At 72.7% G+C, this 21640-nt stretch carries 20 protein-coding genes; 13 read left to right on the top strand and 7 right to left on the bottom strand.

Annotation, left to right across the window (positions count from 1 at the left end):
- The first annotated feature begins 22 nt into the window (after positions 1-22).
- The 4 genes from ACIBK6_RS16775 to ACIBK6_RS16760 all read left to right on the top strand — a co-directional run bounded on the left by ACIBK6_RS16775 (position 23) and on the right by ACIBK6_RS16760 (position 5905).
- A complete protein-coding gene (locus ACIBK6_RS16775) occupies positions 23-1282 on the top strand; it encodes a DUF6777 domain-containing protein (RefSeq protein ID WP_399051988.1) in 1260 nt (419 codons plus the stop codon).
- A gap of 224 nt (positions 1283-1506) precedes the next feature.
- Positions 1507-3498, top strand: coding sequence for a SpoIIE family protein phosphatase (locus tag ACIBK6_RS16770; protein WP_399052189.1), 1992 nt, complete (start codon positions 1507-1509; stop codon positions 3496-3498).
- A 182-nt stretch (positions 3499-3680) separates the two neighbouring features.
- The gene (locus tag ACIBK6_RS16765; protein ID WP_399051987.1) at positions 3681-5015 is read left to right on the top strand and encodes a wax ester/triacylglycerol synthase family O-acyltransferase; all 1335 of its coding nucleotides are present in this window, start codon (positions 3681-3683) and stop codon (positions 5013-5015) included.
- 29 nt (positions 5016-5044) lie between these two features.
- Positions 5045-5905: an Fpg/Nei family DNA glycosylase gene (locus ACIBK6_RS16760; RefSeq protein ID WP_399051986.1), complete on the top strand. Its 861-nt coding sequence runs from the start codon at positions 5045-5047 to the stop codon at positions 5903-5905.
- A gap of 7 nt (positions 5906-5912) precedes the next feature.
- Here the strand turns inward: ACIBK6_RS16760 and ACIBK6_RS16755 are convergent, their stop codons facing one another.
- Positions 5913-6536 (bottom strand): zf-HC2 domain-containing protein, encoded by a 624-nt coding sequence (locus ACIBK6_RS16755; protein ID WP_399051985.1) that lies wholly within the window; start codon positions 6534-6536, stop codon positions 5913-5915.
- Positions 6537-6608: 72 nt separating this feature from the next.
- Between ACIBK6_RS16755 and ACIBK6_RS16750 the strand changes: the two genes are divergently transcribed.
- The 4 genes from ACIBK6_RS16750 to ACIBK6_RS16735 are packed head-to-tail and all read left to right on the top strand — an operon-like array spanning position 6609 to position 10697.
- Positions 6609-7355, top strand: a complete 747-nt coding sequence (locus ACIBK6_RS16750) for a LytR/AlgR family response regulator transcription factor (RefSeq protein WP_399051984.1) — start codon at positions 6609-6611, stop codon at positions 7353-7355.
- Between the two features lie 44 nt (positions 7356-7399).
- On the top strand, positions 7400-7777 hold the full coding sequence (locus tag ACIBK6_RS16745) for a hypothetical protein (RefSeq protein WP_399051983.1): 378 nt from the start codon (positions 7400-7402) through the stop codon (positions 7775-7777).
- Positions 7774-9453, top strand: coding sequence for a cation acetate symporter (locus ACIBK6_RS16740; RefSeq protein ID WP_399051982.1), 1680 nt, complete (start codon positions 7774-7776; stop codon positions 9451-9453). Before ACIBK6_RS16745 ends, ACIBK6_RS16740 begins: the two co-directional genes overlap by 4 nt.
- Positions 9450-10697 carry a sensor histidine kinase gene (locus ACIBK6_RS16735; RefSeq protein ID WP_399051981.1) on the top strand — a complete coding sequence of 416 codons (1248 nt, stop codon included), beginning with the start codon at positions 9450-9452 and terminating at the stop codon, positions 10695-10697. The genes ACIBK6_RS16740 and ACIBK6_RS16735 overlap by 4 nt, the downstream gene beginning before the upstream one ends.
- A 7-nt stretch (positions 10698-10704) precedes the next feature.
- Here the strand turns inward: ACIBK6_RS16735 and ACIBK6_RS16730 are convergent, their stop codons facing one another.
- Positions 10705-11199 (bottom strand): hypothetical protein, encoded by a 495-nt coding sequence (locus ACIBK6_RS16730; RefSeq protein ID WP_399051980.1) that lies wholly within the window; start codon positions 11197-11199, stop codon positions 10705-10707.
- Between ACIBK6_RS16730 and ACIBK6_RS16725 the strand changes: the two genes are divergently transcribed.
- Positions 11142-11528 carry a zf-HC2 domain-containing protein gene (locus tag ACIBK6_RS16725; RefSeq protein ID WP_399051979.1) on the top strand — a complete coding sequence of 129 codons (387 nt, stop codon included), beginning with the start codon at positions 11142-11144 and terminating at the stop codon, positions 11526-11528. The genes ACIBK6_RS16730 and ACIBK6_RS16725 overlap by 58 nt on opposite strands.
- On the opposite strand, the gene ACIBK6_RS16720 is transcribed toward ACIBK6_RS16725, so the two are convergent.
- Positions 11429-12049 (bottom strand): sigma-70 family RNA polymerase sigma factor, encoded by a 621-nt coding sequence (locus ACIBK6_RS16720; protein WP_399051978.1) that lies wholly within the window; start codon positions 12047-12049, stop codon positions 11429-11431. The genes ACIBK6_RS16725 and ACIBK6_RS16720 overlap by 100 nt on opposite strands.
- Positions 12050-12329: 280 nt before the next feature.
- On the opposite strand from ACIBK6_RS16720, the gene ACIBK6_RS16715 reads away from it, so the two are divergent.
- A complete protein-coding gene (locus ACIBK6_RS16715) occupies positions 12330-13535 on the top strand; it encodes a CapA family protein (RefSeq protein ID WP_399051977.1) in 1206 nt (401 codons plus the stop codon).
- 136 nt (positions 13536-13671) lie between these two features.
- Here ACIBK6_RS16715 and ACIBK6_RS16710 read toward each other — a convergent pair whose 3' ends face one another.
- Entirely contained in the window at positions 13672-14151 is a 480-nt protein-coding gene (locus ACIBK6_RS16710; RefSeq protein ID WP_399051976.1) for a universal stress protein, read from the bottom strand.
- Between the two features lie 71 nt (positions 14152-14222).
- Here ACIBK6_RS16710 and lysX point away from each other — a divergent pair, with 71 nt between their 5' ends.
- Together lysX and ACIBK6_RS16700 are read left to right on the top strand one after the other, a co-directional pair.
- On the top strand, positions 14223-17492 hold the full coding sequence (gene lysX, locus ACIBK6_RS16705; RefSeq protein ID WP_399051975.1) for a bifunctional lysylphosphatidylglycerol synthetase/lysine--tRNA ligase LysX: 3270 nt from the start codon (positions 14223-14225) through the stop codon (positions 17490-17492).
- Between the two features lie 133 nt (positions 17493-17625).
- Positions 17626-18483: a polysaccharide deacetylase family protein gene (locus ACIBK6_RS16700; protein ID WP_399051974.1), complete on the top strand. Its 858-nt coding sequence runs from the start codon at positions 17626-17628 to the stop codon at positions 18481-18483.
- Between the two features lie 12 nt (positions 18484-18495).
- On the opposite strand, the gene ACIBK6_RS16695 is transcribed toward ACIBK6_RS16700, so the two are convergent.
- Positions 18496-19155 (bottom strand): class F sortase, encoded by a 660-nt coding sequence (locus ACIBK6_RS16695; protein ID WP_399051973.1) that lies wholly within the window; start codon positions 19153-19155, stop codon positions 18496-18498.
- Between the two features lie 329 nt (positions 19156-19484).
- Here ACIBK6_RS16695 and ACIBK6_RS16690 point away from each other — a divergent pair, with 329 nt between their 5' ends.
- Positions 19485-19961: a hypothetical protein gene (locus ACIBK6_RS16690; protein ID WP_399051972.1), complete on the top strand. Its 477-nt coding sequence runs from the start codon at positions 19485-19487 to the stop codon at positions 19959-19961.
- Between the two features lie 162 nt (positions 19962-20123).
- Here the strand turns inward: ACIBK6_RS16690 and ACIBK6_RS16685 are convergent, their stop codons facing one another.
- Positions 20124-20672 (bottom strand): hypothetical protein, encoded by a 549-nt coding sequence (locus tag ACIBK6_RS16685; protein ID WP_399051971.1) that lies wholly within the window; start codon positions 20670-20672, stop codon positions 20124-20126.
- A 185-nt stretch (positions 20673-20857) separates the two neighbouring features.
- The gene (locus ACIBK6_RS16680) at positions 20858-21619 is read right to left on the bottom strand and encodes a DUF4239 domain-containing protein (RefSeq protein ID WP_399051970.1); all 762 of its coding nucleotides are present in this window, start codon (positions 21617-21619) and stop codon (positions 20858-20860) included.
- Between the last annotated feature and the right edge of the window lie 21 nt (positions 21620-21640).

The following is a 21640-nucleotide window of genomic DNA, read 5'->3' as shown; positions in this document are numbered from 1 at the left end:
GGCGTACAGGTGGGAGATCCACGTGCCCTCGACCCTGCGCAGATTCGCTGCTGCCGCCGCCGTGCTGTCCGTCGGCGCCTTCGCCGCCGGATGCGGTGGCGGCGCCAGCGGCGCCGACAGTCAGCAGGACCTCAACCTCCAGCCGATCGCGGCAGCCGGACCGGACCCGTTCACCCAGTCCACGGCCGAGTCGACGGCGACCCCCACGCCGTCCGCGCCGCCGGGCGCGCCGAGCTCGGGCGTCCAGTCGACGCGTACAGTCTCCGGCGCCGCGCCGGGCCTTTACGGCGGTACGCAGTCGGTCGCCAGCTGCGACGTGGCGAAGCAGATCCGCTTCCTCGGCGGCGACCCGGCCAAGGGGCGCGCCTTCGCCGATGCCGCGGGGATCGACCCGGGCTCCATCCCGGGCTTCCTGCGCGGTCTGACCCCGGTCGTGCTGCGCGTCGACACCCGGGTCACCAACCACGGCTTCCGCGACGGCGCGGCCACCAGTTTCCAGTCGGTCCTGGAAGCGGGCACCGCCGTGCTGGTCGACGACCACGGTGCGCCGCGTGTGCGGTGCGCCTGCGGAAACCCGCTGAACGCGCCCAACGCCCACCAGGGCAGCTGGAACAACAAGGGCAGGCCGTGGCCCGGTTACCGGCCCGACCGGGTCGTGTTCATCCGGCCCACCACGGTGGTCATCAACAGCCTGGTGATCGTGAACATCACCAACAACACCTGGATCGAGCGGCAGACCGGCGACGACGGGCAGCGCGACCGACGGCGCCCCGACATCACCATCGACCCGAACAAGCCGCCGGTCACCGAGTCGCCGTCACCGAGCCCGAGCACCTCGCCGTCCGGCAGCACCTCGCCGTCCGGCAGTACCTCGCCGTCCAGCAGCACTTCGCCGCCGTCGCCGAGCCCCTCGTGCCCGACCCCGGCGCCGGCCGTCACGGTCGCCGAGACGCCTTCGGCACCGGTCCACTCCGGGCCGCCGGTGGCGCTGCCGAGTCCGGCTGCACCGCCCCCGAGCGGCTGCCCCTCGGCGACCAAAACGGTGACGGAGTCGCCGTCCGCGCCGGTGCCGGGCCCGTCGACGCCGTCACCCGCGACGTCCTCAGCCGCGACGTCCTCGCCCGCGACGCCGTCGACCCAGACCCCGTCGGTACCGTCCGACAACGGCGGGACCAGCGCGCAGCCCTCGCCGCCGACGGAGATCCCGACGACCCCGACGAACCTGCCGAGCGGGCCGGACTCCAGCGTCTTCGAGCCCTCACCGGATTCGGAGGACGTCTGAGGCCGGGAAGATCACCGAGAGCCCCACCGCACGGCGCGGTGGGGCTCTCGGTGATCTCCGGACGGCTGTCACCGCCCCCGCATGCGAGCACTCCGGGCTGCGCCTAGCGTGGCCCCATGAACGCGGGTGCAGGGGGCGCAGGGGCAGCACAGGCGTGCCGGTGCGGCGACCTCGACGCCGGTGCGGAATGCCGCTTCCTTCACTCGTACGGCCGAGACCTGCGGATGGGCAGTTTCGACTGGGACCTGGTAACCGGCCAGCTGCACATGGACGAGCCCGGGCTCGACGTGTTCGACCTGCGCCCCGACGAGTACGACAACAAGGCCGACACGCTGGCGGCCCGGGTGCCGCCCGCCGAGGCCGCCCGGCTCGACGCCCTCGTCTCGCTGGCCCTGAAGAACGGCAGCGTCAACTACGGCGTGTACTTCCGCATCCGCCGCCGCGACGGCAGCCTGCGCTGGACCCACACCCAGGGCTTCGTGCGCCGCGACGACACCGGCCGCCCGCTGCGCATCATCGGCATCGTCCGCGACGCCACCCAGGAGCTCGCCGAGTCCACCGCACGGGTCGGCCTGGATGACGAACGGCGCCGCACGACCAGCGTCGTGGAGGCCACCACCGCGGCCCTAGCGCACGCCAGGACCGTCAAGGACGTCATCGACGTCATGAAGGACTCGCGGGGCCCCGAGTACCTCGGCGCCACCAGCCTCGTGATGGGGCTCCTGGAGGCGGGCCGCATCCATCTGATCGCCGAGGGACCCGAGGGCAGTTTCGTGCCGGGCACCCGGTGGACCCGGGTGGACGAGCAGTACCCGATGAGCGAGGTGGTCCGGACCCTCGCGCCCCGCTTCATCGAATCGGCCCAGGACTTCGCCGAGTCCTATCCCGGCCTGTGGGCGAACATCAGCGGTCTCGGCATCACCTCCGCCGCCTACCTGCCGCTGATCGCCCAGGCCCGCCCCATCGGCGCGCTCGGCCTGCTCTACAGCGACAAGTCCGGATTCACCAGCGACGAGCGCAACCTCCTTGTGGCGCTGGGCAGTTCGATCGCCCAGTCCCTCCAGCGCGCCATGCTGTACGAACAGGAGCACGACCTCGCCGAGGGGCTCCAGCAGGCGATGCTGCCGCGCCGGATCCCGGAGGTGCCCGGCGCCCAGCTCGCGGTCCGCTACCGCTCGGCGCGGTTCGGCCGGGACATCGGCGGCGACTGGTACGACGTGATCCCGCTGCCCGGCGGCCGGGTCGGCGCGGCCATCGGTGACGTACAGGGACACGACACGCACGCCGCCGCCGTGATGGGGCAGCTGCGCATCGTGCTGCGCGCGTACGCCGCCGAGGGGCACTCGCCGGCCACCGTGATGGCGCGGGCCTCGGTCTTCCTGCACGAACTGGACACCGACCGGTTCGCCACGTGCACCTATGCGGAGGCCGACCTGAGCACCGGCGTGGTGCAGATGGTGCGGGCCGGGCACGTGGACCCGCTGGTGCGCTTCCAGGACGGCAGCTGCCACAGGCTGCCGGTGGAGGGCGGGCTTCCGCTCGGGCTCTCGGCCGAGTTCGGGCGGCTCGAATACCCCGTGTCGACCGTCGAACTCGACCCGGGTCAGACCCTGTTGCTCTACACCGACGGACTCGTGGAGCAGCCCGGGGCCGACCTCGACGACGGGATGCGGCTCCTCGCCTCGCTGGTCCGCTCGGGCCCCGAGGACCTGGAGCAGCTCGCCGACCGGCTCTGCGACGTGACGGACGAGCGGGGCGGCGACGACGACGTGGCACTGCTGCTCCTGCGCCGAGACGCGATGGAAGCACCGCGGAGCGGCGGCAGGCTCCGTCAGCACGTCGCGCAGAACGACCCGGAGGCGCTGAGCTCGTCGCGGCACATGATCCGCGCGGCGGTCCGCGCCTGGGGCGCCCGGGAGCGGTCCGACGAGATCGAGCTCGCCGCGGACGAGCTCATCACCAACGCCCTGATGCACACCGACGGTGGGGCGATCGTCACCGTACGGGTGCTCTCCGGGCCCGAACGCCGGCTGCGCGTCGAGGTGGAGGACCGCTCCAGTGCCCTGCCGCGCCGCCGCGACGCGGGCGAATCCGGGGTGTCCGGGCGCGGTCTGATGCTGGTGGACCGGCTCGCCGACGTCTGGGGCGTGGAGCCGCGCGGCGGCGGCAAGTGCGTGTGGTGCGAGTTCGTCGTGCCGGAGCGCGGCACCCGCTGACCACCTCAGTGCAGCCAGCCTTGCACTTGAACAGCGGTTGATCGAAAGTTGATCAATACCTGTCGGTAACTATACGTAACTCTGCATTACTTGACCGTAACCGTGCACCGGGGTTTGACTGCTCACTCTGTACGGGCGCCGCCGTCGCCGCCCGACCGGCACCGAGCGACATGAGGACCTCCTTGAGCAGTGAGCTGCTGGCACCTCTTGACCTGGCGTTCTGGCACCTGGAATCGGCGGAGCACCCCATGCATCTGGGTGCCCTGGCGCATTTCGACGCACGGCCCGGCAGCAGCGGCGAGCGGATCCTCGAACTCCTCGCGGAGCGCGCCGCGGCCATCGGGCGCCTGCGGATGTGCGTACGCGGCGTCTGGCTGCCCGTCGGCGGCGCGGCCTGGGTCGCCGACAAGGACTTCGACGTACGCCGCCACGTGCGCGGGGTCCGGCTGCCCGCCGGGGACTTTCATGCCGAAGTCGCCCGCGTCGCGGGGGAGTTGATGGAAGATCCGCTGGAGCGCGGACTGCCGCCCTGGCGGATGTACGTGCTGACCGGCGAGGACGACGGCGCCTTCGCCGTCCTGGTGAAGCTGCACCACGCGCTCGCCGACGGGATGCGTGCCGTCGCCATCGGCGCGGGCATCCTCGACCAGCTCGCCGAGCCGCGCGCCCGGCGCCGCCGCCCCGTGCCGCCGCGCTCCTGGCTGCCGGGCCCCCGCCAGGTCGCCGGATTCGCCCGCGACCGGGTCGGCGACCTCACCCGGGCCGTGGGCATCGGCGCCTCCGTGATGCGGGCCAGCCGCCTGGAACTCGGCGCGGGCTCCGCGCTCGCCGCCGACTCCAGCGGCACCCGCCGCCTCGCCACCGCCGTACTCGACCACGAAGACGTCCAGCGCGTGCGCCGGGCCGCGGGCGGCACCGCCAACGACGTGCTGCTCGCGGTCGTCGCGGGCGGGCTCCGCCGCTGGCTCCTGGAGCGCGGATCGGGCATCCCGGGCGCCGAACCGCGCGCCCTGGTCCCCGTCTCGCGCCGCCGCCCGGGCGCCCCGCCTGGCTCCGGCAACAAGCTCTCCGCCTACCTGCTCGGCCTCCCGGTCGCCGAGCCCGACCCGCTGGCCCGGCTCGCCCGCGTGCGCACCGCCATGGACCGCAACAAGGCCGCCGGACCCGGCCGGGGAGCGGGCGCCGTCGCCCTGCTCGCCGACCAACTCCCGCCGCTGGCCCACCGGTTCGGCGCACCGCTCGCCGGGAACGCGGCCCGCATCCTCTTCGATCTGCTCGTCACCAGTGTGCCGCTGCCCCGCTCCCAGCTCTCGCTCGGCGGCTGCCCGCTGCGCGAGATCTACCCGATGGCCCCGCTCGCCCGGGGCCAGTCCCTGGCGATCGCCCTGTCCCCGTACGGCGGCCGGGTCCACATAGGCCTGGTGGCCGACGGCAAGGCGGTGCCCGACGTGGACCGCCTCGCCGCCTGCTTCGGGCAGGAGCTCGCGGCACTCCGCGCGGCCACCGCGGCTCGCTGAGCCCGCGCGGCCGGGGCACCCTGGGAGGTATGCCGGAACTGCCCGAAGTCGAGGCCCTGCGGGACTTCCTGGCCGACCAGCTGGTCGGCCAGGAAATCGCGAGCGCCCAGCCCGTCGCGATCAGCGTCCTCAAGACGTACGACCCGCCGTACACCGCGCTGGCCGGGCGCACCGTCACCGGTGTGGCCCGGCACGGCAAGTTCCTCGACATCGACGCCGACGGGCTGCACCTGTGTGTCCACCTCGCCCGCGCGGGCTGGCTGCGCTGGCACGACACCCTGCCCACCGCCCCGCCGAAACCCGGCAAGGGCCCGCTCGCCCTGCGCATCGCGCTGACCGGCGGCGCGGGCTTCGACCTCACCGAGGCGGGCACCCGCAAGAGCCTCGCCGCCCACCTCGTCCACGATCCGTTGGAGGTCCCGGGCATCGCCCGGCTCGGCCCCGACCCGCTGGCCCCCGGCTTCGGCCGCGACGACCTCGCCGCGCTGCTCGCCGGAGAGCGCCGCCGGCTCAAGGGCGCGCTGCGCGACCAGTCCCTGATCGCCGGCATCGGCAACGCGTACAGCGACGAAATCCTGCACGCCGCCCGCATGTCACCGTTCAAACCGGTCGCCCATCTCACCGAAGAGGAGATCACCGTGCTGTACGAGGCGCTGCGCACCACCCTCACCGACGCGGTGGAGCGTTCCCGGGGCCTCGCCGCGGGCCGCCTCAAGGCCGAGAAGAAGAGCGGGCTGCGCGTGCACGGCAGGACCGGCCTGCCCTGTCCGGTCTGCGGCGACACGGTGCGCGAGGTGTCCTTCGCCGACAGCTCCCTCCAGTACTGCGCCACCTGCCAGACGGGCGGCAAGACCCTGGCGGACCGGCGCCTGTCGAAACTGCTCAAGTAGCCGCCGCTCACCCGGCCGGGCCGATCGTCGCGAGCCGGGCCCCGCCTGCCGTACGCACCTCGAACCGCGCGATGGCGTGCTGCGCCAGCGCCGCCGCGCCCCGCATCCGCACCGGCTGCCCGCCCCGGTCCGCCCAGGTCGCCACCGTTTGCTCCGTGCCGTCCCGGCCCACCGCGACCAGCGTGCACGAGGCCAACGGCGCGCCTGAGAGCCGGAGTTCCACATCGGTGCCCCACTCCTTCGGCGCCGTGACCAGGGACGCAGTCACCCCCGGCGCATGCGAGACCACCTGCCACGGCGGGGCCGCGGGCGCCAGGGCGACGCCGATCCCGCCGGCCATCAGCACCGCCGCCGCGGCCACCAGGGCGAGCCGCGCCGCGCGACCGCGCCGGCGCCGCCTCGCCACCGCCGCCAGCATCCGGTGCAGCAGCTCCGGCGACACCGGTCCGGGCTGCGCCACCCCGCCCGCCGTGTACGCGGCGAGCAGCGCCGTCACGCTGCCGAACTCGGCGAGCAGCCGTCTGCAGCGGGCGCACCCCGCCAGATGCTCCTCGAACCGGAAGGCGTCGGCGGCGCCGAGCACGCCGAGGGCGTAGGCCCCGACGTCCTGGTGGATCTGCGGCGAACTCATGCCGACAGGTACGGAGGAACCGGCCCGAACACTCAAGACACACCGGCACCGCCCCGCCTAAACTCCGGCCTCATGCTGCGCGTACTCGCGGTCGACGACGAAGCCCCCGCCCTGGAAGAACTCCTCTACCTCCTGCGCTCCGACCCCCGGATCCGCTCCGCCGAAGGCGCCACCGGCGCCACCGACGCGCTGCGGCTGATCGGCGCCGCCCTGGACGCGGGAGAAGATGGCGAGCAGGGCGTCGACGTGGTCTTCCTCGACATCCACATGGCCGGGCTCACCGGGCTCGACATCGCCCGGCTGCTCGCCGGGTTCGCCCGCCCGCCGCTGATCGTCTTCGTCACCGCCCACGAGGGCTTCGCCGTCCAGGCCTTCGACCTCAAAGCCGTCGACTACGTGCTCAAACCCGTACGCGGAGAGCGGCTGGCCGAAGCGGTGCGCCGCGTCGCCGAGTTGACCGGGGACCGCGCAGCGACCGTCCAGGAACCCGACCAGATACCCGTCGAACTGGGCGGTGTCACCCGCTTCCTGGCCGTCGGCGACATCGCGTACGCCGAGGCGCAGGGCGATTACGCCCGGCTGCACACCGCCCACGGCAGTCACCTCGTACGGGTCCCGCTGTCCACCCTGGAGGAGCGCTGGCGCAGCCGCGGCTTCGTCCGCATCCACCGCAGCCATCTCGTCGCGCTCGACCGCATCGACGAACTCCGCCTGGACGCGGGCAGCATGACCGTGCAGATCGGCGACGCCGAACTCCCGGTCAGCCGACGCCACGCCCGCACGGTCCGCGACCGGCTGCTGCGGCGCACCAGGCCCTGACCTGCCCTTCCCCGAGCCGTGCTGCGCTGCGTACACTCCGCGCCATGTCCGCAGAGCAGGCAGCGCGGCGCGAGCGGGTCACGGGGGAGCCGAGGAGGGTCCGCCCGCTGCCCCGTCCCCGTGCCCAGTCCGAGATCGACGAGCAGACCGCGCTCGGCGGCGCCTACGTACGCTCCCTGATGCGCGGTCAACTGCGCGCCGGGCTCACCGGGTTCGCCGTGCTCGCCCTCACCGTCGCCACCCTGCCGCTCGCCTTCCGCGCCCTGCACGACGACGCTGTCACCTGGTTCGTGCTCGGCTTCGCCGTCTATCCGCCGCTCGGCCTGATCGCCTGGTGGTACGTGCGCGCCGCCGAGCGCAACGAACGGGACTTCGCCCGCCTGGTCGCCGACCGCCCGGCGGAAGGCCGCCGGGACCGGTGAGCCAGACGTACGCCGTGGCGGCGGTGACCGCCGTCGTCCTCGCGACCGTCCTCGTCGGCGGGTTCGGCCTGCGCATATCCCGCACCACCTCCGACTTCTACGTCGCCTCGCGCACGGTGGGACCCGGCCTCAACGCGGCTGCCATCAGCGGCGAATACCTCTCCGCCGCCTCCTTCCTCGGCATCGCGGGCCTCGTCCTGGTCCAGGGCCCGGACATGCTCTGGTACCCCGTCGGCTACACCGCCGGGTACCTCGTGCTGCTGCTCTTCGTCGCGGCCCCGCTGCGCCGCTCGGGCGCGTACACGCTGCCCGACTTCGCCGAGGGGCGGCTCGACTCAAGGGCCGTGCGCCGTCTGGTGAGCGTGTTCGTGATCGGCGCGGGCTGGCTGTACCTGGTGCCCCAACTCCAGGGCGCCGGGCTGACGTTGAAGATCCTGACCGGGGCGCCCGGCTGGCTCGGACCGGTGCTCGTCGCGGGCGTCGTGGTCCTGGCGGTCGCCGCGGGCGGCATGCGCTCCATCACCTTCGTCCAGGCCTTCCAGTACTGGCTGAAACTGACCGCGCTGCTCATCCCGGTGTTCTTCCTGGCGCTCGCCTGGCAGGGCGACGGCGGACCGCGCCCCGTCTACGACGAACCGGCCGCCCTGCGCCACCAGCAGACCGTGCGCTTCGCCGACGCGCTGAGCCTGCGCCTGGCACACCCCCTCGCCGTCCGTGCGAACGGCACCGTCGACGGCCGCCGCCACGACGGGGAACCGCTGACGCTCCCGGCGGGCGAGCACCGCATCGAGGCCGGCACCCGGCTGGACCTCACCGCCGGCACCCGCGTCCCCGGCAGCGCCGCCCGCACCGAGCACCCGCTGTACGCCACGTACGGGCTCATCGTGGCGACCTTCCTCGGCACCATGGGACTGCCCCACGTCGTCGTCCGCTTCTACACCAGCCCCGGCGGCCGCGAAGCCCGCCGCGCCACCGTCGTCGTCCTCGCCCTGATCGGCGCGTTCTATCTGCTGCCGCCCGTCTACGGCGCACTGGGACGCCTGTACGCCCCCGAACTCGCCCTCACCGGCGACGCCGACGCGGCCGTCCTGCTCCTGCCCGAGCGGATGATCGGCGGGCTCGGCGGCGATCTGCTCGGCGCGCTGGTCGCTGGCGGCGCCTTCGCCGCGTTCCTGTCCACCGCCTCCGGGCTCACCATGGCGGTCGCCGGAGTCCTCACCCAGGACGTGCTCCCGTCCCGCGGCGTACGCCACTTCCGCCTCGCGACCCCGCTCGCCATCTCCGTACCGCTGCTCGGCGCGCTGCTCGTCAGCGGGGTGCCGGTGGCCGACGCCGTCGGGATGGCGTTCGCGGTGTCCGCCTCCTCGTTCTGCCCGCTGCTCGTGCTCGGCATCTGGTGGCGGGGCCTGACCCCGCCGGGCGCGGCCGCCGGGCTGCTCCTCGGCGGCGGCTCGGCGCTGCTCGCCGTCGCCGCCACCGTGCTCGGCGCGGCCCCGCCCGGACTCCTGCACGCGCTGCTCGCCTGGCCCGCCGTCTGGTCGGTGCCCGTCGGCTTCCTCGCCATGATCGGGGTGTCGCTCGCCACCCCGGGCCGGATCCCGCCCGGCACCAACGCAGCCCTGACCCGCTTCCACCTGCCCGAGGCGCTGGCCCGCGCGGGAGAGGTCCGGCGATGACCCTGGCCGCGCTGCTCTTCCTCGGCCCGCTGCTCGCCGCCGCGGGATTCCTGCTCGGGCGGCACACCGCGCGCACCCGCCGTACCAGCGATGTCGGAACACCCGTCGAGCACGCCACGTTCGAGACCCTGCACACCGCATCGCTGGCCGCGCCCCCGCTGCGGGCCGGCCTCACCGGCGAGGCCGCCCGCAAATCGGCCCGCCGGCTCCGCTCGCTGCTCGGCACCGACGCGCTCTGCCTCACCGACCGCGAGACCATCCTGACCTGGGACGGGGCGGGGGAGCAGCACCACGGAGCGCAGGTGATGGAGCAGGTGCGGGCGCTGCTCGACACCGGACGCGCCAAGGCGTTCGCGCTGTCCTGCGAGGATCTGGACTGCCCGCTGCGCTGGGCGGTGGCCGTCCCGCTGACCGTGGACCACCGGGTGCTCGGCACCCTGGTCGCCTACGCGCCCCGCGAGTCGGCGGTGCTCGCGCGGGCGGCGGGCGAGGTCGGCCGCTGGGTCTCCGTACAGCTGGAGCTCGCCGAACTCGACCGCTCCCGCACCCGGTTGATCGAAGCCGAGATCAAGGCCCTGCGCGCCCAGATCTCCCCGCACTTCATCTTCAACTCGCTGGCCGCCATCGCCTCGTTCGTACGGACCGATCCGGAGCGGGCCCGCGAACTCCTCCTGGAATTCGCCGACTTCACCCGCTACTCGTTCCGCAGGCACGGCGACTTCACCACGCTCGCCGACGAACTCCACTCCATCGACCAGTACTTGGCACTCGTGCGGGCCCGCTTCGGCGACCGGCTCTCCGTCACCCTCCAAGTGGCGCCCGAAGTCCTCCCGGTCGCCCTGCCGTTCCTCTGCCTCCAGCCGCTCGTGGAGAACGCCGTCAAGCACGGCCTCGAAGGCGCGGTCGTCCTTCCCCAAGCTCTCAACTTCTCCCCCAGCCTTCGGCCGGGAGGGGCCCCCAGAGCAGGGGATACCCCACTCCGCATCACCATCAGCGCGCTGGACGCGGGCAACGAGGCCGAGGTCGTCATCGAGGACGACGGCGCCGGCATGGACCCGGAGCGGCTGCGCCGCATCCTGCGCGGCGACGGCGGACCCTCGGCCGGCATCGGCCTGCTCAACGTCGACGAGCGGCTGCGCCAGGTCTACGGCGACGCGTACGGCCTGGTCATCGAGACCGGTGTGGGCGCGGGCATGAAGGTGACGGCCCGCATACCCAAATATCGTGCGGGTGTGCACAGCTGACGTGACGTCAGAAGAGGTGGATCGCCAAGTGGCCCAGCGGCAGGCCCAGTTCCCAAGCCGGTGTCCACACCCGGGGCTCGTCCTCCTTGCCCTCGTGCGGATCGACCCCGCCCGGCACCACCGCGTCCAGATCCGCCGCGAGCAGCTCGGTCTCCTCCAGCCACCGCCAGGCGGCCCGCGCCATCGCCAGATCGGGCCCCGGCTCCTCGTCACGGACCAGCCGCCGCAGCCTTGAGCAGACCCAACGCCGCCACGGCCGCCCGGCCGCGGTGAGCGAACTCCACTCCTCCAGCCGGGCCACCACCCGGGCCCCGCCCACCGCCCCGTCGGACAGGAAGATCGTCAGGGCCAGCGCATTGCGCCCCGCCCGGAATTCCAGCGTCGTCGGCGGCATCAGATCGCCGGTACGCAATAACTCGTCGGCGATGTACTCCGCGTACATCCATGCCATCGGCACCACCAGCTCGCCACCACTGGTCCCGCTACTTCCCTCCGGACGCATCCTGTTTCGCCTCTTTCATCGACCGTCCCGGCGCTCCCGGGGAGCTCCAGGGAGCATTGAACCGGGGGCGCGTGCCCGCCGTGGCCAGAAGGGCAGGATCCGTCACAAGACACGAGGTGCTCATGCATGTGCGGCAGCTGCTCGGCGGGTACGTACTCGGTGCTCTCGCGCCCGGTGAGGACCGCACTGTCGCCGCGCATCTGCGCCGCTGCGCCGGCTGCCGGGCCGCCTACCTGGAGGTCGCGGACACGCCTTCGCTGCTCGCCCTGCTCACCGAGGCGGACCTGACGCCGCCCGAGCAGAGTCCTTCGGGGCCTGAGGAAGAATAGCCGGGCAGCACCCGGGCGAGTGCGCGCAGGGCGTAGTACGAACGGGACTTGACGGTCCCCGGCGCGATGCCGAGCGCCTCGGCAGCCTCGCTCACGCTCAGCCCGCGGAAGTACAACTGCACGAGAACCGCGCGGTGTTGGGGGCTGAGCGTCTTCACGGCCTCGCGGACATCGAGCGCCGCCGCGGAGCGCTCGGTGTGGTCGCCGGGCTCCGCCGTGGTGAGCAGCACCTCGTCGCCGACCTCGGCGGGCCGGGCGAGCCGGCCCCGGCGCGCGTCGATCGCGAGCCGCCGCGCGACCGTGAACAGCCAGGGCCGCATCGAACGGTACGGCGCCTCGAACGCCTCGGGATGCTGCCAGGCCCGCACCAGCGTCTCCTGCACGAGGTCCTCGGCCCGCTGCCGGTCCCCGTAGGTCAGCCCGAGCAGGAAGCGCAGCAGCGCGGGACCGTGCGCGCGCTGGAGTTCGGCCAGATCCCGCTCCGGGGCGTACCGCCGTGTGTCCGCGACTGCCGTGCTCACCGTGAACGCCCTTTCCCCAGATGCCGTCGACCGCAGTCCGTATCCGAGCGCATCCGGGCGGAGGAGGACAGATCGTGCGCCGCACGGTGCGACGAGCGGTCGAAGCGAGCGGCGAGTGGTGCGGCGAGCGGTCCGCGGACGGGGCCGCGCGCGTGACGGAGTACGTCCGTTCCAGCGGTCTTCGGGCATATGAACGGCTTGTCGGCTTGACCGGGCGGCACTCGGGGAGTGGATTTCGGACGGACGACCGTCCGCACCCGATCAACGGAGCCCGAGGCCGATGCAGCAGCCGACCCAGCGCGCGAAAGCCGGGGCGGTGGCCGTCGCGGCCCTGCTGCTCGCGGCCACAGCAGCATGCGGCGACGGGCACCGGCCCTCGGCCGGGCCCCCGCACCGCCAGGACCTCTTCCGGCGGCCCCCGTCCGCCGGGTCCGCCTCCGCCCGGCGCCCGTTCACCCTGGTCGCCACCGGCGACGTACTCCCGCACGACTCGACCATCGAGCACGCCAACTCCGATGCGGACGGCGGTGGTTACGACTTCGCGCCGATGCTCGCCGGAGTCAAGCCGATCATCTCCGGGGCCGATCTGGCGATCTGTCACATGGAGACCGTGTACGGACCGGACGAGGGCCCCTTCACCGGCTACCCGGACTTCACGTCCCCGCCGCAGGTGGCGGCCGCGCTGAAGGACGCCGGATACGCCTCCTGCTCGACGGCCTCCAACCACACCCTGGACGACGGCGCCGACGGCATCGCCCGCACCCTGAAGGCCTTCGACAAGGCGGGCCTCAAACACGCCGGGTCGGGGCGCACCGCCCAGGAGTCGGCGCGGCCCGCGCGGCTCGCGGCGGGGGGAGCGAGGGTCGCACAGCTCGCGTACACCTACGACACCAACGGCCATCCGATGCCGGACGGGCAGCCGTGGGCGGTCCACCTCATCGACCAGAAGAAGATCATCGCGGATGCGCGGGCGGTCCGGGCCGCGGGCGCCGACGTCGTGGTCGTCAGCCTCCACTGGGGCACGGAGTGGCAGACCGAGCCCGACGAGCAGCAGCTGGCCCTCGGCAAGGCGCTCACCGCGTCGAAGACGGGCGGCCGCCCCGACATCGACCTGATCCTGGGCACCCACGCGCACATCCCGCAGGCGTACGAGAAGGTCAACGGGACCTGGATCGTCTACGGGGAGGGCGACCAGATCGCGGGGGAGATGTTCAACGAGACGGGTGCGCGCGACGACCGCGGCAACATGAGCTCGATCGCCCGCTTCACCTTCGCGCCGCCGGTCCGGCGCGGCGCGCGGTGGGAGGTCACCAAGGCGGAGTTCATCCCGCAGTGGATCGACGTGGACCACGGCCGTGTGATGAGCCTGCCCGAGGCGCTCGCGAAGTCACCCGGCCGGGAGGACTACCGCGCGGCGCAGGAGCACATCCGCGAGGCGGTGCTGAGTCGCGGCGCGGCGAAGGACGGTCTGACGATGTCCCGCTGAGCGCTCCGCGGGAAGTGGCGTTCGTCGGCTGCGGGCTGGCCGTGGCTGGTCGCGCAGTTCCCCGCGCCCCTTCAGGGCGCGGTACTGCACCGGGCTTCCACAAGACCGCTTAGCGCCAGAGCCCGGCGCTAAGCCGCTACGGAACCACCGTGACTGGCCAGCGGCCCGCCTTCACCAGGCGGACGGCCACCGAGCCGATGATGCGGTGGCCGGCCGACTCCGAGGCGCCCACCACCACCGCGTCCGCCGTGAGTTCGTCCGCCGCGGTCACCAGTCCGGCGTAGGGGTCGCCCCGGAAGGTGTGGAACTCCCAGCGGACGTCCCAGATGCCCCGGACCCGCTCCGCCGCCGCCCTGATCTCGGCGACCAGGCCCTCGGCGATCTCCCCGGTGGTGTCGGCGACCGGCGCGCCGAACGTGGCCCCCGCCGACATCACGGGCTGCACGTACACGATGGCGAGCAGGGCGTTCTGCCGCCGGGCCAGACCACTGGCGTACGCCGCCGCCCGGAGCGAGGACTCCGAGCCGTCGACGCCGACGACGATCACCTTCGGACCGTCGGTACCGCGTTCGAAGCGCTGGGACTGGTGGTGGGGCTGGGGCTGCTGCTCTGTCACGCAGTGAGGCTAACCGGCAGGGTGCCCCATCCGACAGGCGCCCCGGCGCGGGTCTCCCTAGAGTGCTGAGCATGACTGTCAGCGAGGCGGTGCCGATACCGTCCCGGACCGGCTTTCTGGGGCGGGTGCCCGAAGCGTTCGCGATGTACTTCGGTGCGCTCGGGCTGTTCTGCGCAGTCATCGCGCTCATCCCGCCGCTGCGCCGGGTGCTCTACCCGATCGCCTGGTTCCTCGACCGGGTCACGGTGCCGGTCAGCGGCAACCTCGCGTACGCCGTCTTCCTGCTGCTGCTCGCCGCCGCGATCGGCGCCCGCAAGAAGGTCGCCTGGTGGCTGGTCGTCTGCTATCTGGGCCTGCTCTTCCTGCTCGACGCCCTGCTGATCGTCGTCGCCGAGTGGATGTGGATCCCCAACGGGGTGTTCTGCGGGGCCGCGCTGGTGGTGCTGATCCTGGCCCGCGGGCAGTTCTACGCGGAGACCCGGCGAGGAGCCTTCCGCCGGGCGGTGGGTGTTCTCTTCCTCGGGCTCGCGGCCGGCGTGCTCGTCGGCTGGGGACTCGTCGAGCTCTTCCCCGGCACCCTGCCGCGCGGCCAGCGCCTGCTGTGGGCCACCAACCGCGTCTTCGGCGGCCTGGTCTCCAGCGGCCAGTTCAACGGGAAGCCGCCCCGGCCCCTCTACTTCTTCCTCGGCCTGTTCGGCGCGATCGCCCTGCTGAACGCCGCCACCACCCTCTTCCGCTCGCAGCGGATGGAGGCCGCCCTGCACGGCGACGAGGAACCGCGCATCCGCGCGCTGCTCGGCGCGTACGGCCGCCAGGACTCGCTGGGCTACTTCGCCACCCGCCGCGACAAGGCGGTGGTGTTCTCGCCCAGCGGCAAGGCCGCCGTGACCTACCGGGTCGAGATGGGCGTGGCGCTCGCCAGCGGTGATCCGGTCGGCGACCCCGGGGGCTGGGGCCCGGCCATCGAAGCCTGGCTCGACGTCGCCCGGCAGTACGCCTGGGCGCCCGCCGTGATGGGCGCGTCCGAGGAGGCGGCCACCGTCTACGCCCGGCACGGCCTCGGCGCCATCCAGCTCGGCGACGAGGCGATCCTGCCCATCGCCAAGTTCGACCTGGACGGACGCGACATGCGCGTCACCCGGCAGGCCGTCCACCGGGTCGCGCGGACCGGCGCGACCACCCGCATCCGCCGCCACTCGGCGCTCACCGACGAGGAGATGCAGCAGATCATCGACCGCGCCGACGCCTGGCGCGACACCGAGACCGAACGCGGTTTCTCGATGGCCCTGGACCGGCTCGGCGACCCGGCCGACGGCAACTGCCTGCTCGTGGAGGCCTTCGACGCCGACGGCACACTGATCGCGCTGCTCTCCTTCGTGCCGTGGGGCCCGGACGGCATCTCGCTGGACCTGATGCGGCGCGACCGCACCGCGCCCAACGGCGTCATGGAGTTCATGGTCGCCGAACTCTGCACGCACGCACCGAAGTTGGGGGTGCACCGGATCTCGCTCAACTTCGCGGTGTTCCGCTCGGCCTTCGAGGAGGGCGCGCGGATCGGCGCGGGACCGGTGCTCCGGCTGTGGCGCAGACTGCTGCTGTTCTTCTCCCGGTGGTGGCAGCTCGAAGCGCTCTACCGCTCCAACGTCAAGTACCAGCCGCAGTGGTATCCCCGCTTCCTCTGCTACGGCGACGCCGGTTCGCTCGCCCGGGTCGGGCTTGCGTCCGGCATCGCCGAGGGCTTCGTCTCCGTGCCGAGCCTGCGCAAGCTCTGGGGCAAGGGCCGGCCGGGCGGCGTCAGCAAGCCCGTCACCACCGCGGGGCTGCCCTCCATCGAGGCCCTCGGGCTCGCGGGCCCCGGAGCCGCTCAGCTGACGGAACGTCAACTCCCGGAGCAGGTGCGGGTACGCCACCGCAAGCTGGACCGGCTGCGCGCGGACGGCACCGACCCCTACCCCGTCGTCGTCCCGGCCCGCACCCACACCCTCGCGCGGCTCAAGGCCGCCGGTGCGGGCGAGAGCGCCACCGTGGCCGGCCGCGTCATGGCCGTACGCGACTTCGGCGGCGTCGTCTTCGCGGTACTGCGCGACTGGTCCGGCGACCTGCAACTGGTCCTCACCCGCGACGGATCGGGCGCCGCCGTGCTCGACCGGTTCACCCACGACGTCGACCTCGGCGACCAGATCACCGCCACCGGCACGACCGGCACCAGCGACAAGGGCGAGCTCTCGCTGTTCGCCACCGGCTGGCAGCTCACCGCCAAGTGCCTGCGCCCGCTGCCCGACAAGCGGCGCGGCCTCGCCGACCCCGAGGCCCGGGTGCGCCGCCGCTACCTCGACCTGGTGGCGAGCCCGCAGGCCCGCGACGTCGTACGGGCCCGGTCGACGGCCGTCCAGGCGCTGCGCCAGGGCCTCCTGGACCGGGGCTATCTGGAGGTCGAGACGCCGATGCTCCAGCAGATCCACGGCGGCGCCAACGCCCGCCCCTTCACCACCCACATCAACGCCTACGACCTGGACCTGTATCTGCGCATCGCGCCCGAGCTGTACCTGAAGCGGCTGTGCGTCGGCGGCGTGGAGAAGGTTTTCGAGATGGGTCGCACCTTCCGCAACGAGGGCATCTCCTACAAGCACAACCCCGAGTTCACGATGCTGGAGGCCTACCAGGCGTACGCCGACTACGACGTGATGCTCGACCTCACCCGCGAACTGATCCAGGGCGCGGCCACCGCCGCCTTCGGCTCCCCCCTCGCCCGCAAGGCGGGACCCGACGGCAAGGTCGTCGAGTACGACATCTCCGGGCCCTGGCCGGTCAAGACGCTGTACGGGGCGGTGTCCGAGGTGCTCGGCGAGGAGATCGACGCCGACACCGACGAGCGGACGCTGCGCCGGCTCTGCGACCGGGCCGGGGTCCCGCACGCCCCGGACCACTCCCGCGGCGAGGTGGTGCTCGAAATGTACGAGCGGCTGGTCGAGGAGCAGACGCGGCTGCCCACCTTCTACAAGGACTTCCCCACCGAGGTGTCCCCGCTGACCCGGCAGCACCGCACCGACCCGCGACTCGCCGAACGCTGGGACCTGGTGGCCTTCGGCACCGAACTGGGCACCGCCTACTCGGAGTTGACCGATCCGGTCGAGCAGCGGCGCAGGCTCACCGCGCAGTCGCTGCTCGCGGCGGGCGGCGACCAGGAGGCGATGGAACTCGACGAGGACTTCCTCGACGCGCTCGAATACGCCATGCCGCCGACCGGCGGTCTCGGCCTCGGTGTGGACCGGCTCGTCATGTTCCTCACCGGTCTCACCATCCGCGAGACCCTGCCCTTCCCGCTGGTCCGCCGCACCTGAGAGCCGGTGTCCGAACCCCGCTCCGCCCGGTGACTCCATTCGTGCCGGTGTGGTGGCGGTGTTGACGTTTCGCGAACCCCGGAACGACCCGGGCGCCCTAATCTTCCGACATGACGAACAAAAGCCGCATGTCATGAAAAGGGATCAGATGGTCCCTGGTCGGCGGACGTTGCTGCGCCTCGCCGCCTGCGTCGGAGCCGCCGCCGCGGTACGGATGCTCACCGCCGAGGACACCGTCGCCCCCCAGGCCCCGCGGGCGGCCGCGCCGGCCGCCGGTCCCGCCGCCGGGCCCCGGGCCCCCGCGCCCCGGCTGCGGGCGAGCGCGTACCGCCTGGAACCCATGACCGCCTACACCCCGCCCCGCTACCACACCGCGCTGCCGCCCGTACGGGTCAGACCCTTTCTGAGCATGCCCCAGCTGGGCCACCGCTCGATGGTGCTCACCTTCGACGACGGGCCTGACCCGCGCTACACCCCGGGCATCCTGAAGACGCTGCGCGACCACGACGTGCGCGCGATGTTCTTCGTCTGCGGCGAGATGGCGACCGACAACCGGGACCTGCTGCGCGAGATGCAGGACGACGGACACGTCGTGGGCAACCACACCTGGACCCATCCGCAGCTCAACAAGACCGCCCCCGCACTGATCCGCTCCGAGATCGGCCGCACCAGCGAGGTCATCGAGCAGGTACTCGGCGAGCCGCCGCAGTGGTTCAGGGCGCCGTACGGGGCCTGGAACCGCAACGTGTTCGAGATCGAGGCCGAGATGGGCATGGAGCCGCTCGCCTGGACCGTCGACACCCTCGACTGGACCACGCCCGGCACCCCTACCATCATCCGCCGGGTCCTGGACGGCGCCGCCCCCGGCGTCGTGGTGCTCTCGCACGACGCGGGCGGCGACCGTTCGCAGAGCGTCACCGCCCTGCGCAGCTACCTTCCCCAACTCCTTTCCGAGGGCTACGAGTTGAAGGTGCCGCCGCGGCGCAGATGAGCGGGCCGGCGGCTACTTCACCGCGATCAGGCGGGCGAAGGTCACCACGTTCCCCTCGTACCCCCGCGTCCTGGAGAAGCCGCCGCCGCACGTGATCACCCGGAGCTCCGGGTGCCCGGTGTCGCCGTACACCCGGGCACCCGGGAAGGTGGCCTTCTCGAACACCTCGACGCCGTACACCTCGAAGACGGCGGTGCGGTTGTCGAAGCGGGCCACCTCGATGTGGTCGCCCTTCTGGAGCTGGCCGAGCCGGTAGAAGACCGCGGGGCCCGTCGCGTTGTCGACGTGGCCGACGATCACGGACGTGCCGCGCTGGCCGGGGGCGACGCCGTTCTGGTACCAGCCCGCGAGGTTCGGGTCCTGCGGCGGGGGAGCCTGGACCCAGCCCTGGGCGTCCGTGCCGACGTCCAGGACGGGCGCGTCCACCTTGATCGCGTCGATCCGGACGCGGGCGGCGGGCGCGTACGGCAGTGGCTCGACCGCGGCGATCGGCGACGTCGAGGACGCCGTGCTCGACCGGCTGTTCAGCGCCGCCGCGGAGGCGGGCTGCGGCGGGCCCATCGTGACATCCGCGCCGTTGCGCATCAGCGCGAGGCCGGTGAGCATCACCAGGGCCAGGACTCCCCACGGGGAGCGCCTTCGACGCTCCACGCCGCTCTCTTCCTGCGCCATGTCTCTCCGTATCTCCTTCGCCGTCCGCCCGCAGCGCCTGCGAGCACCGTAAGGGCGCGGCGCCGGGTCGGCGATCGGACAGCGGCGAACGGGTGGCGGTCCACCGGCCCTGACCCATCCGGGTAATGCGGTGGCAAAACCGATCTGACGGTCTGTGACCTGCGAGTCCGTCAGATTCCGCGGCCGTACGGGGGACGGACGGGTTCACCAGGGTGGATCAGTGCCGAAATGCGGCTTGTATGAGTGGCAGTGAGGGTTCGTCATGGGAGGCGTACTCGTCGATCATCCCGGAGCACGGCTTTGGGGCGTCCTCCCATGGAGGTTCAGCCATGCGTGTTTCACGCGCTCTCACGGTGGCGCTGGCCGCCGGCGCCGCGGTCGGGCTCGCCGCCCCCCTGGCCGCCGCGACCAACGGCCCGACCAATGTCGACGTCGACCCCTCGGAGGTCCACCAGGGCGCCACGCTGAGGATCAGTGCCAGGGGCTGCGGCCACGGCGGCAGAGTCACCTCGAACGCCTTCGAGGAGGTCCACCTCTCGGCGGGCGACAGCAACTTCGCGACCGCCAGGGTCCACGACCACACGACCCCGGGAAACTACAACCTGGCCGTCAAGTGCAACGACAACGACCGGGTGGCGACCCGCAGCTTCAGAGTCCTCGAAGGCCGGGGTGCCGAGGGCGGGCTCGGTGGCGCGGCCGGTCCGAGCGACACGGAAATGGTGGTCGGCGGCGCCCTCGTCGGTACGGCCGCGATCGGCGGCGCGGTGTTCGTGGCCCGCCGCCGGCGCGCAGACGTAGGGGTCTGACCGGACGAACCTCCCGGAGCGGCCCCAACGGCCCGTCGCCCCCGAGTCCTGGCCAGCACTTCGGGGGCGACGGGTGCGGGGTGCATCAGTGGCTGGCCTGTGCAGCATCCCGAACAACCTGGCACGCCCGGGCGACGAACGTCACCCCCCCCCGCGGAGCGCTCAGTACTGCCGCCGGGTCGAGCGGCGGCGACGCAGGTAGAGCAGCGCACCGCAGCCGGCCGCCGCGACCAGTGCGGCACCCACCGCGAAATCAACATCGTCCACGCTGCCCATGCTGCCGCCGAGGCCGCCGCGCACCCCGCGCGGAGCGGTGGTGGGGGTGAGGGGCCGCAGGGTGGAGCTGATGGTCGGCTGCGAGCCGCCGGTGATCGCCAGCTGCGCGGTGCCGCGCTCGCTGCCGCAGGTGAAAATCACGGTGTACGCGGCGCCTGGTCTGGCAGCGGAGTCGACCGTGGCGTTTCTCGAACTGTCCCGGGGGACGGTGACGGTGTTGAAGGCACCGGAGGACACGGTGGCGTCGCTCGCACAGCCCGTGACGTTCAGCGTGACCTGACCGCCGGGGGCGATCGTCGAGGGGGTCACGCTGAAGGCGAACGACGTGATGTTGCTTGCGTTGGCGCTGCCGTCGGCCGCCGTGGCGACGGGCGCGGCGAGCGAGAGGGCGGCAGCGCCGAGCAGGGCTGCGGATGCGATGGGTATCGCGCCCATGGTCAATCCTCCGGTCCCCGAGGGGCAGCTGCGGACCGATTCCACAGATACGGGTGAATGCACCTCGATGACCGAAACGCTAGGAGCGGGCGCGGCGTGTCGCGATCGGTGTCCGGCGAATGGGGCATCCGGGTCCCCCGCCCGGCCGAGCGGGCCCGCCCCGCCCGCACCGGCCGGGCGAGGCGTCAGCCGATGCCCGGGAACAGGTCGAGGAACGGTGCCGCCGTCGCCGAGATGCCCCGGCCGAAGGGGGCGTCGAAGTCCCAGATGAGGAAGAGCAGGAAGGCGATCAGGGCGCTGAAGAGCCCGGCGAGCAGCAACTCCCGCCAGGTGCGCCTGATCTGGAGGGTGAAGATCATCCCGACCGTGACGAGGGCCCCGACGATCAGCCCGAACCAGACGACCCCCGGCATGGTGGCCGCCGCGCCCTCCGCCCGCCCGGTGCGCGCGTCGTCCACGGCGCCCACCTGGTCGATCAGCGGCTGGTAGGCCTGGGTCTCGAAGTCGTTCTGCGGGTGATAGTCCGTCACATCGCGGCGGATCTTCTCCAGTTTCTGGCCGCTCTCGGCGGTGAGCTCGCCGTGCTCGGCCATGTGGCTCCACTCGGTGTGCACCACGTAGGAGGCGTACGCCTCGACGTCGGCCCGGGTCCGGTCGCGCACCTCCGCCGGGTACACCTGGACCCGCCGGTCGATCTCGTGCAGCGCCTGGGCCTCCTGCCGCACGTCCCCCTGGGCGGCGCCGCGGCCCTCCCAGACGCCCGCGATGGCGAGGCCAAGGACGATGGCGTACACCACGCCGACCATCATCGTCATGTACTCGATGACGTCCGGGGTGTCGGAGGGATCGTCGTCCGGGGCGAGCCTTCGGTTGCTGAACAGGGTGATGGTGAGCACGACCGCGCATGCGGCGGCCATGGCGATGGCCAGGACGAGCCAGTCGGACAAGGGGACCTCTCAGAGGAATCG

It is taken from the genome of Streptomyces sp. NPDC050485, from assembly GCF_044458185.1.
In the GTDB taxonomy this organism is placed as follows: domain Bacteria; phylum Actinomycetota; class Actinomycetes; order Streptomycetales; family Streptomycetaceae; genus Streptomyces.
The sequence above is the reverse complement of the archived record's forward strand: the minus strand, read 5'-3'. Positions and strand labels throughout refer to the sequence as shown.